Below are 13392 nucleotides of genomic sequence, written 5' to 3'. Positions count from 1 at the left end.
TCACACCCTCACCCTAACCCTCTCCCTCAAGGGAGAGGGGACTTAAATCAAAAACTCTTTTCTGTCGGCTGCCAGGTGCAGAAATCTTCGTTCGCCACCAGCAACAGCTGAGAGCCTTCCGGCGCTTCCAGCCATGCCACACTCACCTCCACAGATGAATGCCGCTGACGACGCTGAATGTGTTCGGTTGCCCAGGATTCAAGCTCAGGCTTCACTGTCTGCCCTTCGCAGGTGGTCACCGTGCCGTCGGCATGCCAGCGCCCCTGGCGCAGCACCACGCGGCCCTGACGCAGCGCATCGCTGGTCTGGCGAAGTTGTTCAGCACGGTAGCGGTAGAGCGCGACCTGATCGCTGGAAAGCTGCTGTTTCAGTCCACTGACCTCATGCTGCATAAAGCTCAGCTCGCCGTGGTCGTCAAAACGCACCTTCACGTGTTCGGGAGTCTTACTGTAGATATTCAGTTCAATGAGCGACAGCGCATCGCCCTGCCAGCGGTATTCTGCGGTCGAGGTATTGCCGTTATGCCACGGACTGAACGCGGTAAGCATATGCACTTCATCGCTGGAATCTTTGCGCCAGATCCTGACCGCACCCTGGTTGTCAGCGTAGCCGCTGGCGGTAAACGGGGGGAGTGAGGAATCATGACTACAGGCAGACAGCAACAGTACGCCTGCCAGCGCGAGCGGTCCACGCCAGAATGACAAAAGGGGCGTTGCCGCCCCTTCGTTAAAACTGTTCACTGCCACGCGTCTTACTTAACTGCGTCTTTCAGTGCTTTACCAGAAACAAATGCCGGCACGTTAGCTGCGGCGATTTTGATTTCTTTACCGGTCTGCGGGTTGCGGCCAGTACGCTCAGCGCGGTGGTTCACTTTGAAGGTACCGAAACCAACCAGTTGTACAGCATCGCCTTCTTTCAGAGACTCAGTAATAGCAGCCAGGGTAGATTCCAGAGCAGCTTTAGCCTGCACTTTAGACAGATCAGCCTTGTCCGCAATTACATCAATCAGTTGAGTCTTGTTCATAAGTTATCCTTTCAATGTGTTTATCGCTTGCTAAGCATCGAGTGCGACGAAAATGCCAAAAAAGCACTCTCCTGCATACACGCACCGATAGCCACTTTTTTTCGCCCCCCAAATGTAGACCAGACGGGGGGCGAAAGGGAAGAGTCGAGGAGTGACAAAACAGGCGTTAAATCACGTTTTGTTGTCTCATTGGTTAAAAATTATACCAATATTGCTCTCACCGGCCTCGCGCAGGTCCGCGCGAAGCCCTTTGATCAGCTCAATATCACGTTCTTCACACTCCGCCAGCAGACGGAAAATTTCCCACTGAATATCCCATTCCTGTTCAACCGCCGGGTTAGCACGCAGCTCTTCGTCGGTCATTTCACGGCCTTCCTGGGTCATTTCCAGCATCGCGACGGTGGTGATGGATGCCTTACTGACTTCAATGGCGTGCTCCAGGGTTTCACCGCTCAGACGGGAGTGGATCAGCTCGCTCAACGCCACACAGGCATCGATAGCCGGGTAGACGCCATACAGGTCGTAATCGTCCGCCGCAGGAATTGCCTCTTCCAGCTTTTCAAGCTGAGAGTCGAAGTTTACCTTTGCGTCTTTGACCGTCAGCGTCTCCCAGATCAAATCCAGGATACGTCGATAAATCTGGCCTTCGCCAAACTCCGTTTGCTTACAGAACGCGGCATAGTTGGGGTACATGCGCTCGCACAGGCAAGCCATAAACGTCACGTGCTGCCAGCTTTCCAGCTTCTCAAGGCGCAGATGAATCGGGTTTTGTAACATGATGATGTCTCGAATCGAAAATTAGCCGCAGTTTACCTGAATCACGGCTGAATTTCCTGCCAACGAATGAATGCCGGACGTGAAGAGGCAACGGCGTCAGCCCAGCGGGTAGGCTCAGGTAAGCGGTAGCCCTTCATACAGCGTTGCACCCACGCCAGGGCGCTGTCCATGCTGACCCGATGCCCGGTTGCGATAAACAGCGGATTGCATCGCGCTTTACTGCGCCAGACCCACGCCAGCTGCTCGCCTTTATGGATAAGCGGCGCCAGCGCGCCCGGTTCGGCAGAGAGCGGCTCAAACGCGCCGCACAGGCGTTTTTTCGCCACGCCGATGGTCGGCACGTCTACCAGCAGACCAAAGTGGCTGGCAACGCCCAGGCGACGCGGATGGGAGATGCCGTGCCCATCCACAAACAGCAGATCGGGTTTTTGCGAGAGTTGCTCCCACGCGGCCAGCAGCGCGGGATATTCGCGGAAGGAGAGAAAGCCGGGGATATAGGGCATGGTGGTGGCGATACGCGCCACCTTGTACTCCACCAGCTCCAGCGACGGGTATTTCAGCACCACCATCGCCGCTCGCGTCACTTCACCGCCTTGCTCAAACCCGACATCCGCCCCGCCAATGTATCGCGGAGGGTCCGTATCCAGACGATCCTCGCGGATCACCGATGAAGCCAGTTCGATTTGCTGAGCGCGTAGCGACGCGAGATCCATAACCACTCCTTACTTGTGATACTGGGCAGAAAGCCGATGCACCGCCTCCACAAATACGCCAGCGTGTTCTGGCGGTACATCCTGATGAATACCGTGACCGAGGTTGAAGACGTGGCCTTCGCCCTGGCCGAAACCAGACAGTATAGTCGACACTTCTTCTTCGATACGGGCAGGCTGTGCATAGAGCATGGACGGGTCCATGTTGCCCTGGAGCGCCACTTTATCCCCCACGCGACGACGCGCATCGGCAATATCAGTGGTCCAGTCGAGGCCCAGCGCATCACAGCCGGTGGCCGCCATCGCTTCCAGCCACTGACCGCCGCCTTTCGTAAACAGCGTTACCGGCACGCGACGGCCTTCGTTTTCACGCAGCAGACCATCGACAATTTTGTGCATGTAGTACAGGGAGAACTGCTGATAATCACGCCCGGTCAGCACGCCGCCCCAGGTGTCGAAAATCATCACCGACTGCGCGCCCGCTTTAATCTGCGCGTTGAGATAGAGCGTGACGCTCTTCGCCAGCTTGTCGAGCAGGGCATGCAGGGCCTGCGGCTCTGCGTACATCATCTTTTTGATGACGGTAAAGGCTTTGCTGCTGCCACCTTCCACCATGTAGGTTGCCAGCGTCCACGGACTACCGGAGAAGCCAATCAGCGGCACGTCGCCTTTGAGCTCGCGGCGGATGGTGCGCACGGCGTTCATCACATAGCCCAGCTCGCCTTCCGGATCGGGGATCGGCAGCTTATCAACGTCGGCTTTGCTTTTGATCGGTGAGGTAAAACGCGGCCCCTCGCCGGTTTCGAAATAGAGCCCAAGGCCCATCGCGTCCGGAATGGTAAGAATGTCCGAAAAAAGAATGGCGGCATCGAGCGGGAAGCGGCGCAGCGGCTGGAGCGTCACCTCACAGGCCAGCTCGGCGTTTTTGCACAGCGACATAAAATCGCCCGCCTGCGCACGCGTGGCTTTGTACTCTGGCAGATAGCGTCCCGCCTGGCGCATCATCCACACAGGGGTGACATCAACGGGCTGGCGCAGCAGCGCACGCAGATAACGATCGTTCTTCAGTTCGGTCATTTTGCAGTTCCTTATTGCGTCAGTCCGTCAGTGTAACACTACTCATACTCGGCCCGACACATTGCCACGGTATCTTCTATCAGGCGACGCGCCACCGTTCCCGGCGGGGGCAGAAGCGGTAAATCGTCGTAGCGATACCAGTTCGCCTCCAGCAGCTCTTTCTGATCGATAACAATCTCGCCGCTGTCGTATTCCGCCATAAACGCGGTCATCAGGGACATCGGGAACGGCCACGGCTGCGACGTCACATAGCGCAGGTTTTTCACCTTAATGCCGCTCTCCTCCATCACCTCGCGCGCCACCGCCTGTTCCAGCGTTTCGCCGACTTCCACGAACCCGGCGAGGACGGTGTGAATGCCGTTGCGATGGCGGGTATGCTGCGCCAGCAGGATGGAATCATCACGGCGGATGGCGACAATGATGCACGGTGCGATTTGCGGGTAGTAACGTTCACGGCAGTGGCCGCAGAGCAGCGCCCATTCGGTTTTGCTCGGGTGCATGGTGTGGCCGCAGTAACCGCAGTATTTGTGCGAGCGGTAAAACTCCGCCAGCTGTACGCCGCGCCCCGCCAGCTGGAACAGGCCGACGTCCAGATCCAGCACCTGACGTACGGATCCCATATCCTGACGGCGCGCCTGTTGGATCAACCACACGGGATCGCCCTGCCACTCGCCGATCTTCAGTGCGGACTGGCCCACCAGATCGAACGTTTCCGCGGCACCGTAGGGCAACTCTCCTGAGGGCAGCCATAATTTTTGTTCGTGGCTGACGATCCACCAACCCAGATCTGATTTTTCAATAATACGATCCATATCTATTGCACTACCTTCGCTTCACTGACATGTTGTTAGCATTGTGGTTACATTTTGGATAAGCAGATCCCATTTTAAACCTTATGGAGTCGACCATGTTAAACCAGCTGGAAAGCCTGACTGAGCGCGTTGGAGGAAGTAACACCCTGGTGGATCGCTGGCTACATGTGCGCAAGCATCTCCTTGTGGCGTATTACAATCTGGTTGGTCTTAAGCCTGGCAAAGAATCCTTTATGCGACTCAATGAAAAAGCGCTGGACGACTTTTGTCAGAGCCTGGTCGACTACCTCTCCGACGGCCATTTCAACCTTTATGAACGCATTATCCGCGAAATGGAAGGGACAACGCCGTATTTAGCGGCCAGTAAACTCTGTCCGCTGCTGGAAGCCAACACCCAGCAGATCATGGACTACTACGATTCCACGCTGGAGAACGCTATCGATCACGATAACTATCTTGAGTTTCAGCAGGCGCTTTCCGACCTTGGCGAAGCACTGGAAGAGCGATTCACGCTGGAAGACAAGCTCATCGCCCTCGTGCTGGACAACAACCTGACTATCAGCACCAGCGATAACGTTGCGCGCCCTGCTTGAGTTCTTAATCGTTAACGAGTAATTTACAACCATTCGCCCCTCTGCGGAGGGGGATTTTTCTTGTCGGAGTGCCCAGTGTGAAAGCACGGGCTGAGACCGTTAATTCGGGATCCGCGGAACCTGATCAGGTTAATACCTGCGAAGGGAACAAGAGTCACACTGCTGTTGTATCGCCTTCGGGCGATCTTCTCTTGCTTCATCCGTCGTCTGACAAGCCATGTCCTTCACATCTGGAATGAGCTATGTCTACAACAAAACTGACCCGCCGCGAACAGCGCGAACACGCACAACGCTTCATCGACACCCTGGAAGGCACCGCTTTCCCGAACTCAACGCGCATCTACATCACCGGTTCACAGGCCGATATCCGCGTGCCGATGCGCGAAATCCAGCTCAGCCCGACGCTTATCGGCGGCAGCAAAGAGCACCCGCAGTTTGAAGACAACGAAGCCGTGCCGGTGTATGACACCTCCGGCCCGTACGGCGATCCTGATGTTGCTATCAACGTGCAGCAGGGTCTGGCAAAGCTTCGCCAGCCGTGGGTTGATGCCCGTAACGACTGCGAAGAACTGAGCGTGCGCAGCTCGGCGTACACCAACGCGCGCCTGGCCGACGACGGTCTGGACGAGCTGCGCTTTACTGGCCTGCTGACGCCGAAACGCGCTAAAGCGGGCAAATGCGTAACCCAACTGCACTACGCGCGACAGGGTATCGTCACGCCGGAGATGGAGTTCATCGCCATCCGCGAAAACATGGGCCGCGAGCGCATTCGCAGCGAAGTGCTGCGCCACCAGCATCCGGGTGAAGGGTTTGGCGCTCGCCTGCCGGAGAACATCACGCCGGAATTCGTGCGTGATGAAGTAGCCGCCGGGCGCGCGATTATTCCCGCCAACATCAACCACCCGGAATCCGAGCCGATGATTATCGGCCGCAACTTCCTGGTGAAGGTCAACGCCAACATCGGCAACTCTGCCGTCACCTCTTCCATCGAAGAAGAGGTGGAAAAGCTGGTCTGGTCAACGCGCTGGGGCGCGGACACGGTGATGGACCTCTCCACCGGCCGTTACATTCACGAAACCCGCGAATGGATCCTGCGTAACAGCCCGGTTCCGATTGGCACCGTTCCGATTTATCAGGCGCTGGAGAAGGTAAACGGTATCGCCGAAAACCTCACCTGGGAAGCGTTCCGCGACACGCTGCTGGAGCAGGCGGAACAGGGCGTGGACTACTTCACCATTCACGCGGGCGTGCTGCTGCGCTACGTGCCGATGACCGCGAAGCGTCTGACCGGTATCGTCTCACGCGGCGGTTCGATTATGGCGAAATGGTGCCTTTCCCATCATCAGGAAAACTTCCTCTACGAGCACTTCCGCGAAATCTGCGAGATCTGCGCCGCTTATGACGTTTCTCTGTCGCTGGGCGACGGCCTGCGTCCTGGCTCCATCCGTGACGCGAACGACGAGGCGCAGTTTGCCGAGCTGCACACGCTGGGCGAGCTGACCAAAATCGCCTGGAAGTACGATGTGCAGGTGATGATTGAAGGCCCGGGCCATGTACCGATGCAGATGATCCGCCGCAACATGACCGAGGAGCTGGAGCACTGCCACGAAGCACCGTTCTACACCCTGGGGCCGTTGACCACCGATATTGCGCCGGGCTATGACCACTTCACTTCCGGGATCGGCGCGGCGATGATCGGCTGGTTCGGCTGCGCCATGCTCTGCTACGTGACGCCGAAAGAGCACCTCGGGCTGCCAAACAAAGAGGACGTGAAGCAGGGGCTGATCACCTACAAGATTGCCGCCCACGCGGCGGATCTGGCGAAAGGCCATCCGGGCGCGCAAATTCGCGACAACGCCATGTCCAAAGCGCGCTTTGAATTCCGCTGGGAAGACCAGTTCAACCTGGCGCTGGATCCGTTCACCGCCCGCGCCTACCACGACGAAACCCTGCCGCAGGAATCGGGCAAAGTCGCGCACTTCTGCTCCATGTGTGGGCCGAAGTTCTGCTCGATGAAAATCAGCCAGGAGGTGCGCGACTACGCCGCCGCGCAGACCATTGAAGTCGGCATGGCAGACATGTCCGAAACCTTCCGCGCCAAAGGCGGCGAAATCTACCTCAAAAAGGAGGAGGCGTAATGTACCAGCCCGATTTCCCACCTGTCTCCTTCCACTTAGGGCTTTACCCGGTGGTGGACAGCGTGGCGTGGATAGAGCGCCTGCTGGAGGCAGGCGTTCGCACCCTCCAGCTACGCATCAAGGATAAACGCGATGAAGAGGTGGAGGCCGACGTGATCGCTGCTATCGCGCTGGGACGTCGCTACCACGCTCGCCTGTTTATCAACGACTACTGGCGGCTGGCGGTTAAACACCAGGCGTACGGCGTCCATCTGGGTCAGGAAGATTTGGAAACCACCGATTTGAACGCCATCCGCCAGGCTGGCCTGCGCCTTGGCGTTTCAACACACGATGACATGGAAATCGACGTGGCGCTGGCGTCCCGCCCCTCCTACATCGCCCTCGGTCACGTTTTCCCGACGCAAACCAAACAGATGCCGTCTGCCCCACAGGGTTTGGCTCAGCTGGCAGCCCACGTTAAGCGCCTTGCCGATTACCCCACCGTCGCCATCGGCGGGATCAGCCTTGAACGTGCGCCCGCCGTGCTGGAAACCGGCGTCGGCAGTATCGCCGTCGTCAGCGCTATCACCCAGGCCGCAGACTGGCAGGCCGCCACCGCACGGCTTTTACAACTGGCAGGAGCAGGCGATGAAAGATCGTGATTTTATGCGCTACAGCCGCCAGATCCTGCTGGAGGATATCGCCATTGACGGGCAGCAAAAGCTGCTCGCCAGCCGGGTACTGATTGTCGGTTTGGGTGGCTTGGGCGCGCCCGCCGCGCTGTATCTGGCCGGGGCGGGCGCGGGAACGCTGGTACTGGCCGATGACGATGAGGTACACCTCAGCAACCTGCAACGGCAAATCCTCTTCACGACAGAAGATGTTAACCAGCCTAAAGCACAGGTTACGCGCAAGCGGCTGAACCAGCTTAACCCCGATATTGAACTGGTGGCGCTCCAGACGCGGCTGAGCGGAGAAGATCTGCAACGCGAAGTTGCCCTTGCCGACGTGGTGCTGGACTGCACGGACAATATGGCGACGCGTCAGGCCATTAATGCGGCCTGTGTTGCACAGAACACGCCGCTGATCACCGCCAGCGCAGTCGGTTTCGGCGGGCAGATAATGGTGCTTACGCCGCCGTGGACGCAGGGCTGCTACCGCTGCCTGTGGCCGGACGAGGCTGAACCGGAGCGTAACTGCCGCACGGCTGGCATTCTTGGGCCGGTGGTGGGCGTGATGGGTACCCTTCAGGCGCTGGAAGCCATCAAGTTGCTCAGCGGCATGGAAACAGAGCGCAACACGCTCCGGCTGTTCGATGCCCGTTCCAGCGGCTGGCGCCATCTGGCGTTAAACCGCGCCAACCGCTGCCCGGTATGCGGAGGCCGCGATGCGCATTCTGTTTAACGATGAGCCGATGACGTGCGACGACGATCTCACCGTTGCCGCCCTGCTCGACACGCTGCGCCAGCTGAAGCCGGGAACGGCGCTGGCGCTCAATCAACAGATCCTGCCGCGCGAGCGGTGGGAACATCAGCAGGTCAATGAAGGCGACCAGATCCTGCTGTTTCAGGTTATCGCTGGGGGCTGAGATGTTACGTATTGCCGACAAAGTCTTTGATTCACATCTGTTTACCGGAACCGGAAAATTCGCCTCCCCGCAGCTAATGGTGGATGCTATTCGTGAAAGCGGCAGCCAGCTGGTGACGCTGGCGATGAAGCGCGTGGATCTGCGTCAGCACAACGATGCCATACTTGCGCCGTTACTGGAGGCAGGCGTGACGCTCTTACCCAATACCTCCGGTGCGAAAACGGCCGAGGAAGCAATTTTCGCTGCGCATCTGGCCCGGGAAGCGCTCGGCACCTGCTGGCTGAAGCTGGAAATTCATCCGGACGCCCGCTGGCTGTTGCCCGATCCGATCGAAACCCTGAAAGCGGCAGAGACGCTGGTGCAGCAGGGATTCACCGTTCTGCCCTACTGTGGTGCCGATCCCGTGCTGTGTAAGCGTCTGGAAGAGGCCGGCTGCGCGGCCGTGATGCCGTTAGGGGCGCCCATTGGCTCCAACCAGGGACTGGAGACCCGCGCGATGCTGGAGATCATCATCGAGCAGGCGACCGTGCCCGTGGTGGTGGATGCGGGCATCGGCGTACCCAGTCATGCCGCGCAGGCGCTGGAGATGGGGGCCGATGCGGTGCTGGTCAATACCGCGATTGCGGTGGCCGACGACCCGGTGATGATGGCGCGTGCGTTCCGCCTTGCCGTGGAGTCCGGTCTGCTGGCACGACAGTCCGGCCCCGGCTCGCGCAGCTTTCAGGCGCAGGCCACCAGCCCGCTGACCGGTTTTCTGGAGGCACTCTGATGGCTACCTTTACCGATCGCTGGCGTCAGCTTAACTGGGACGATATTGCCTTACGCATCAACAGTAAAACCTCTGCGGACGTAGAGCGGGCATTAACAGCCCGGCATGTGACCCGCGAGGATTTGATGGCCCTGCTTTCTCCGGCAGCCAGCGCATACCTTGAACCGATGGCGCAGCGCGCGCAACGCCTTACCCGCCAGCGCTTTGGCAACACGGTGAGCTTTTACGTGCCGCTTTATCTCTCTAATCTGTGCGCCAACGACTGCACCTACTGTGGCTTCTCAATGAGCAACCGCATTAAGCGTAAAACGCTGGATGAGCATGAGATCGCCCGCGAGTGTGCGGCTATTCGTGAGATGGGTTTTGAACATCTCTTACTGGTGACGGGTGAACATCAGGGCAAAGTGGGGATGGACTATTTTCGCCAGCATCTTCCGGCCATCCGCCGCGAATTTGCCTCATTGCAAATGGAAGTGCAGCCTCTGTCGCAAGAGGAATATGCGGAACTGAAAACCCTTGGGCTGGACGGCGTCATGGTCTATCAGGAAACCTACCACGAGGCGACCTATGCCCGGCATCACCTGAAAGGGAAGAAGCAGGATTTCATCTTCCGGCTGGAAGCGCCGGACAGGCTGGGGCGCGCCGGTATCGATAAAATTGGGCTGGGCGCGCTTATCGGTCTGTCCGACAGCTGGCGGGTTGACTGCTATATGGTGGCAGAGCATCTGCTGTGGCTACAGCAGTACTACTGGCAAAGCCGCTATTCCATCTCATTCCCACGGCTGCGTCCGTGTACGGGAGGCATTGAACCCGCCTCGCTGATGGATGAGCGCCAGCTGGTGCAAACCCTGTGCGCATTTCGCCTGTTCGCGCCGGAAGTGGAATTGTCGCTCTCCACGCGTGAATCCCCCGCGTTTCGCGACCGCGCGATCCCTCTGGCGATCAACAACGTCAGCGCCTTTTCCAAAACGCAGCCGGGCGGTTACGCGGACGATCGCCCGGAACTGGAACAGTTTGCACCGCACGACGGACGACGGCCCGACGCGGTGGCGGAAGCCCTGACTGCACAGGGGCTACAGCCCGTGTGGAAAGACTGGGACAGCTGGCTGGGAAGAGCTTCGCATTTGAGCTGAAACCGCCTGCAACAATGCGGAAAGGTTACGAGACGGCTCGTAAGATCAACGCCGGGCGATTGAGGAGATCTGCCCGGTTTTATTAGGATTAACCACGTCAGCAACGGACGCTGACCAGGGTGAAAATGCTTCTTCCTCGTTTCGCCCTGCCCTCCGCCCCTTAAACAAAATTTCAATTGATAAAATAAATACGTCGTTTCTTATCTACTCTTAAGATAAATCAACCCGTCGGAAATCGCTTTCTGTATAATTTACTACCAGCAATCTGACAGCGACTATGCTGAGGATATCGACAGACGCAACGCGTCTACCATCTGGATTGATGCACAACTCATGGCACTCCACAGTAAAAAGCTCTCTTTCACCCGACCAATTATGGTCAGCTTCGCGGGGATTCTGTTCAGTTTCGCGATAATCGCGATTCTGGTCATCCTTTCACAACGGAAGGATTTTATTGAGGATTATCATAAAATTAATGGTAACTTCACCCATAATCTGGCGGTGAACTATACCGAATCCATTCTGCGAGAAAACGACTATATTCTTGGTCGCGCTGCGATGTACTACGCCCGTGACGACAGAGTGAATCAGACGATAAATATCGATCCAGCACAGGGTTTGCAGATGTTAATGCATTTGCAGAACCTGATGCCGACGGTGTCGTCTATCTCTCTGGCGGACACCGAAGGGCACCATCTGCGCGCGCCGGAAGTACTGCCAACGGAGAAGAGTAGGTCGTTCGACGCACGAACACGCCCATGGTTTATCGGGCAAGCGGAAGCCAGCAACTTTCCTCACTACACCCGCCCCTATCTGGACTATTTCACCCAACATCCTACGGTCACCCTCTATAAACCGGTCATTTCACCGGAAGGCCGTCTGAAGGGCACGCTCGCTTTCCATCTTGATTTAACCTCCATGGGGTATACCCTGCGCCAGATGGTGGCACCGGTTCAGGGTGAGTTTTTTGTCGTGGAACGTGACGGCGCCGTTGTGCTGCATCCGGACACGGGGGCGCTCTTTAAGCAGTACGTAAGCGAAGCGCTGATGGACAAAATGACCAGCGGCGAAGGGCATCTTTTCGACCCCAAAAGTAAAACCTGGTATTACTACTACTCTTTCACCAATCCGGACTGGTTTGTGATTTATCGGGTGTCCGATGCCACGCTTTCCGTCATCACCCGGCATGAAACCACCGTCGTCGGCTGGGGATTTGCGCTGGCGGCAATCATCATCATTCTGTTCGGGCTCTACCTGCGCCATGCCTCGCGTTCTGTGCTGATGAACATTATCAACGCCATCAAAACCGGAGACGTCAATCAGGCGCCACGTCTTGAGGCGATGCTCAGCCATACCATTCGAACCAATAAGGAACGTGAGATGGCCTATGTCCGTCAGGCCACCCATGATGCGCTGACAGGCTGCAAGAACCGCCGTGCTTTCGACAACGATGTGGATGAGCTGCTGACCGCTCATCAACCCTTCGTTCTTGCGCTGGTCGATATCGATAACTTCAAATCTATTAACGACACCTGGGGCCACCTGAGCGGGGATATTGTTCTGCGCAGCGTGGCGCGCGAAGGTATTCAGATCATGCAGCCGCACCACGTTTCCGTTTACCGCTACGGTGGGGAAGAGTTCGGGGTGATTTTCCCGGCCGAGCTGATGAACTCCGCGCACGCGCTACTGGAAGCCTGGCGCACCGCCGTGGAAAAACGGACCTGGCGGGAAGAGAACCTGCGAGTAACCTTCAGCGCGGGGGTGGGAGAGTGGCACTTCGAACCGCTGGAACAATTTATCGGCAGCGTAGATGAAGCGCTGTATACCGCTAAACAACAGGGTAAAAACCGCATCGTAAGCACGGCCAGCCGATAATACCCTTCCTGAAATTCCGCCCGTTAAGACGGGCAGAATGCTTTCATGTATAAAATTGTAACCGGTTTCAGAAAAATGCCGATTTCTTTGTGATGCCTGACACACAATCGCGGTAAAGCGGTTGTTGAAGCGGTCTGCGCGGGATAATTATCAATAAACACATGTAGATCGAGGCTGACTATGAAGAACATCGTTTTATGCTGTGCAGCGGGAATGTCAACCAGCATGCTGGTTCAACGTATGAAAGATGCCGCGCAGAAAAAAGGAGTCGAAGTAACCATTAAAGCCGTTCCGGTCGCGGAGTTTAAAGATAACATCGCGACGGCTGATATCGTATTACTGGGGCCACAGGTTAAATACGAACAGGCAAAACTCCAGGCGCAGGCCGATCCGCTTGGAAAAAAGGTCGCGGTTATCGACATGATGGATTACGGCATGATGAAAGGTGATGCCGTACTGGAAAAAGCGCTCAAGCTGCTGGAGTCATAATGGAAGACTTAGAAACCACAATCATGGAGCTATTGGTCAATGCAGGTGCGGCGCGCAGTGCGGCCCTGACAGCGTTGCAGATGGCGCGAAAAGGTGACTTTGACGAAGCCGAGAAAGCGATGGAAGAGTCGCGTGAATATGTGAAACATGCGCATACTATCCAGACGCAGCTCATCGGTCTTGACGAAGGGACAGGTAAACTTCCGGTTAACCTGATCACCGTTCACTCTCAGGATCACCTGATGAACGCGATGGTCATTCAGGATCTGGCGGGCGATATGATTGAGCTTTATCGACGCATCCCGTTAGTGAATTGAAGACATACAGACGTAAAAAAACCCGCCGAGGCGGGTTTTTTATTGTCGGGTGGCGCTGCGCTTACCCGACCTGTGATTCATATGCCCGGTAATTTTACCTACCGGGCATCA

General features: G+C 57.0%; 16 protein-coding genes and 1 riboswitch. Of the genes, 10 read left to right on the top strand and 6 right to left on the bottom strand.

The features are described from left to right. Positions 1–47 precede the first annotated feature (47 nt). The 6 genes from ACQG0S_RS01365 to nudC form a co-directional block, all read right to left on the bottom strand. Positions 48–740, bottom strand: coding sequence for a DUF1481 domain-containing protein (locus tag ACQG0S_RS01365; RefSeq protein WP_022646713.1), 693 nt, complete (start codon positions 738–740; stop codon positions 48–50). Positions 741–751: 11 nt separating this feature from the next. After that, a complete protein-coding gene (gene hupA, locus ACQG0S_RS01360) occupies positions 752–1024 on the bottom strand; it encodes a nucleoid-associated protein HU-alpha (RefSeq protein WP_002445246.1) in 273 nt (90 codons plus the stop codon). A gap of 186 nt (positions 1025–1210) precedes the next feature. Then, positions 1211–1801: a YjaG family protein gene (locus ACQG0S_RS01355; RefSeq protein ID WP_022646712.1), complete on the bottom strand. Its 591-nt coding sequence runs from the start codon at positions 1799–1801 to the stop codon at positions 1211–1213. 41 nt (positions 1802–1842) lie between these two features. Then, positions 1843–2514 (bottom strand): deoxyribonuclease V, encoded by a 672-nt coding sequence (gene nfi / locus ACQG0S_RS01350; RefSeq protein WP_003862312.1) that lies wholly within the window; start codon positions 2512–2514, stop codon positions 1843–1845. 9 nt (positions 2515–2523) lie between these two features. Then, positions 2524–3588, bottom strand: coding sequence for a uroporphyrinogen decarboxylase (gene hemE, locus ACQG0S_RS01345; RefSeq protein ID WP_023299076.1), 1065 nt, complete (start codon positions 3586–3588; stop codon positions 2524–2526). Positions 3589–3626: 38 nt separating this feature from the next. After that, positions 3627–4400, bottom strand: a complete 774-nt coding sequence (nudC, locus tag ACQG0S_RS01340) for an NAD(+) diphosphatase (RefSeq protein ID WP_022646710.1) — start codon at positions 4398–4400, stop codon at positions 3627–3629. A gap of 95 nt (positions 4401–4495) precedes the next feature. Between nudC and ACQG0S_RS01335 the strand changes: the two genes are divergently transcribed. The 10 genes from ACQG0S_RS01335 to ACQG0S_RS01290 all read left to right on the top strand — a co-directional run bounded on the left by ACQG0S_RS01335 (position 4496) and on the right by ACQG0S_RS01290 (position 13281). Beyond that, on the top strand, positions 4496–4993 hold the full coding sequence (locus tag ACQG0S_RS01335; RefSeq protein ID WP_023299075.1) for an Rsd/AlgQ family anti-sigma factor: 498 nt from the start codon (positions 4496–4498) through the stop codon (positions 4991–4993). Between the two features lie 54 nt (positions 4994–5047). After that, a riboswitch (TPP riboswitch) is annotated at positions 5048–5157 on the top strand. A 78-nt stretch (positions 5158–5235) separates the two neighbouring features. Then, positions 5236–7131, top strand: coding sequence for a phosphomethylpyrimidine synthase ThiC (gene thiC / locus ACQG0S_RS01330; RefSeq protein ID WP_169440876.1), 1896 nt, complete (start codon positions 5236–5238; stop codon positions 7129–7131). Beyond that, entirely contained in the window at positions 7131–7772 is a 642-nt protein-coding gene (gene thiE, locus ACQG0S_RS01325) for a thiamine phosphate synthase (protein WP_169440874.1), read from the top strand. The genes thiC and thiE overlap by 1 nt, the downstream gene beginning before the upstream one ends. Continuing rightward, the gene (gene thiF, locus ACQG0S_RS01320) at positions 7759–8514 is read left to right on the top strand and encodes a thiazole biosynthesis adenylyltransferase ThiF (RefSeq protein WP_169440872.1); all 756 of its coding nucleotides are present in this window, start codon (positions 7759–7761) and stop codon (positions 8512–8514) included. Before thiE ends, thiF begins: the two co-directional genes overlap by 14 nt. Continuing rightward, positions 8498–8698, top strand: a complete 201-nt coding sequence (gene thiS, locus ACQG0S_RS01315; RefSeq protein WP_003862324.1) for a sulfur carrier protein ThiS — start codon at positions 8498–8500, stop codon at positions 8696–8698. The genes thiF and thiS overlap by 17 nt, the downstream gene beginning before the upstream one ends. A 1-nt stretch (position 8699) precedes the next feature. After that, positions 8700–9467, top strand: coding sequence for a thiazole synthase (thiG, locus tag ACQG0S_RS01310; RefSeq protein ID WP_022646705.1), 768 nt, complete (start codon positions 8700–8702; stop codon positions 9465–9467). Beyond that, complete coding sequence (gene thiH, locus ACQG0S_RS01305) at positions 9467–10600, top strand: 2-iminoacetate synthase ThiH (protein ID WP_426749938.1); 1134 nt, start codon at positions 9467–9469, stop codon at positions 10598–10600. Before thiG ends, thiH begins: the two co-directional genes overlap by 1 nt. Positions 10601–10933: 333 nt before the next feature. Next, positions 10934–12475 (top strand): sensor domain-containing diguanylate cyclase, encoded by a 1542-nt coding sequence (locus ACQG0S_RS01300; RefSeq protein WP_022646703.1) that lies wholly within the window; start codon positions 10934–10936, stop codon positions 12473–12475. 180 nt (positions 12476–12655) lie between these two features. Then, the gene (locus ACQG0S_RS01295; RefSeq protein WP_010425948.1) at positions 12656–12964 is read left to right on the top strand and encodes a PTS sugar transporter subunit IIB; all 309 of its coding nucleotides are present in this window, start codon (positions 12656–12658) and stop codon (positions 12962–12964) included. Beyond that, on the top strand, positions 12964–13281 hold the full coding sequence (locus ACQG0S_RS01290) for a PTS lactose/cellobiose transporter subunit IIA (protein WP_003862327.1): 318 nt from the start codon (positions 12964–12966) through the stop codon (positions 13279–13281). Before ACQG0S_RS01295 ends, ACQG0S_RS01290 begins: the two co-directional genes overlap by 1 nt. Positions 13282–13392: the final 111 nt, after the last annotated feature.

Origin of the sequence: Enterobacter cloacae complex sp. 418I7, from assembly GCF_050030705.1 — a bacterium.
Lineage (GTDB): Bacteria > Pseudomonadota > Gammaproteobacteria > Enterobacterales > Enterobacteriaceae > Enterobacter > Enterobacter intestinihominis.
The sequence above is the reverse complement of the archived record's forward strand: the minus strand, read 5'-3'. Positions and strand labels throughout refer to the sequence as shown.

Coding starts and splice junctions, on each gene's coding strand:
- hupA (WP_002445246.1), bottom strand. CDS start 1,024: ATGAACAAGACTCAACTGATTGATGTAATTGCGGACAAGGCTGATCTG.
- ACQG0S_RS01355 (WP_022646712.1), bottom strand. CDS start 1,801: ATGTTACAAAACCCGATTCATCTGCGCCTTGAGAAGCTGGAAAGCTGG.
- nfi (WP_003862312.1), bottom strand. CDS start 2,514: ATGGATCTCGCGTCGCTACGCGCTCAGCAAATCGAACTGGCTTCATCG.
- hemE (WP_023299076.1), bottom strand. CDS start 3,588: ATGACCGAACTGAAGAACGATCGTTATCTGCGTGCGCTGCTGCGCCAG.
- nudC (WP_022646710.1), bottom strand. CDS start 4,400: ATGGATCGTATTATTGAAAAATCAGATCTGGGTTGGTGGATCGTCAGC.
- ACQG0S_RS01335 (WP_023299075.1), top strand. CDS start 4,496: ATGTTAAACCAGCTGGAAAGCCTGACTGAGCGCGTTGGAGGAAGTAAC.
- thiC (WP_169440876.1), top strand. CDS start 5,236: ATGTCTACAACAAAACTGACCCGCCGCGAACAGCGCGAACACGCACAA.
- thiE (WP_169440874.1), top strand. CDS start 7,131: ATGTACCAGCCCGATTTCCCACCTGTCTCCTTCCACTTAGGGCTTTAC.
- thiF (WP_169440872.1), top strand. CDS start 7,759: ATGAAAGATCGTGATTTTATGCGCTACAGCCGCCAGATCCTGCTGGAG.
- thiS (WP_003862324.1), top strand. CDS start 8,498: ATGCGCATTCTGTTTAACGATGAGCCGATGACGTGCGACGACGATCTC.
- thiG (WP_022646705.1), top strand. CDS start 8,700: ATGTTACGTATTGCCGACAAAGTCTTTGATTCACATCTGTTTACCGGA.
- thiH (WP_426749938.1), top strand. CDS start 9,467: ATGGCTACCTTTACCGATCGCTGGCGTCAGCTTAACTGGGACGATATT.
- ACQG0S_RS01300 (WP_022646703.1), top strand. CDS start 10,934: ATGGCACTCCACAGTAAAAAGCTCTCTTTCACCCGACCAATTATGGTC.
- ACQG0S_RS01295 (WP_010425948.1), top strand. CDS start 12,656: ATGAAGAACATCGTTTTATGCTGTGCAGCGGGAATGTCAACCAGCATG.
- ACQG0S_RS01290 (WP_003862327.1), top strand. CDS start 12,964: ATGGAAGACTTAGAAACCACAATCATGGAGCTATTGGTCAATGCAGGT.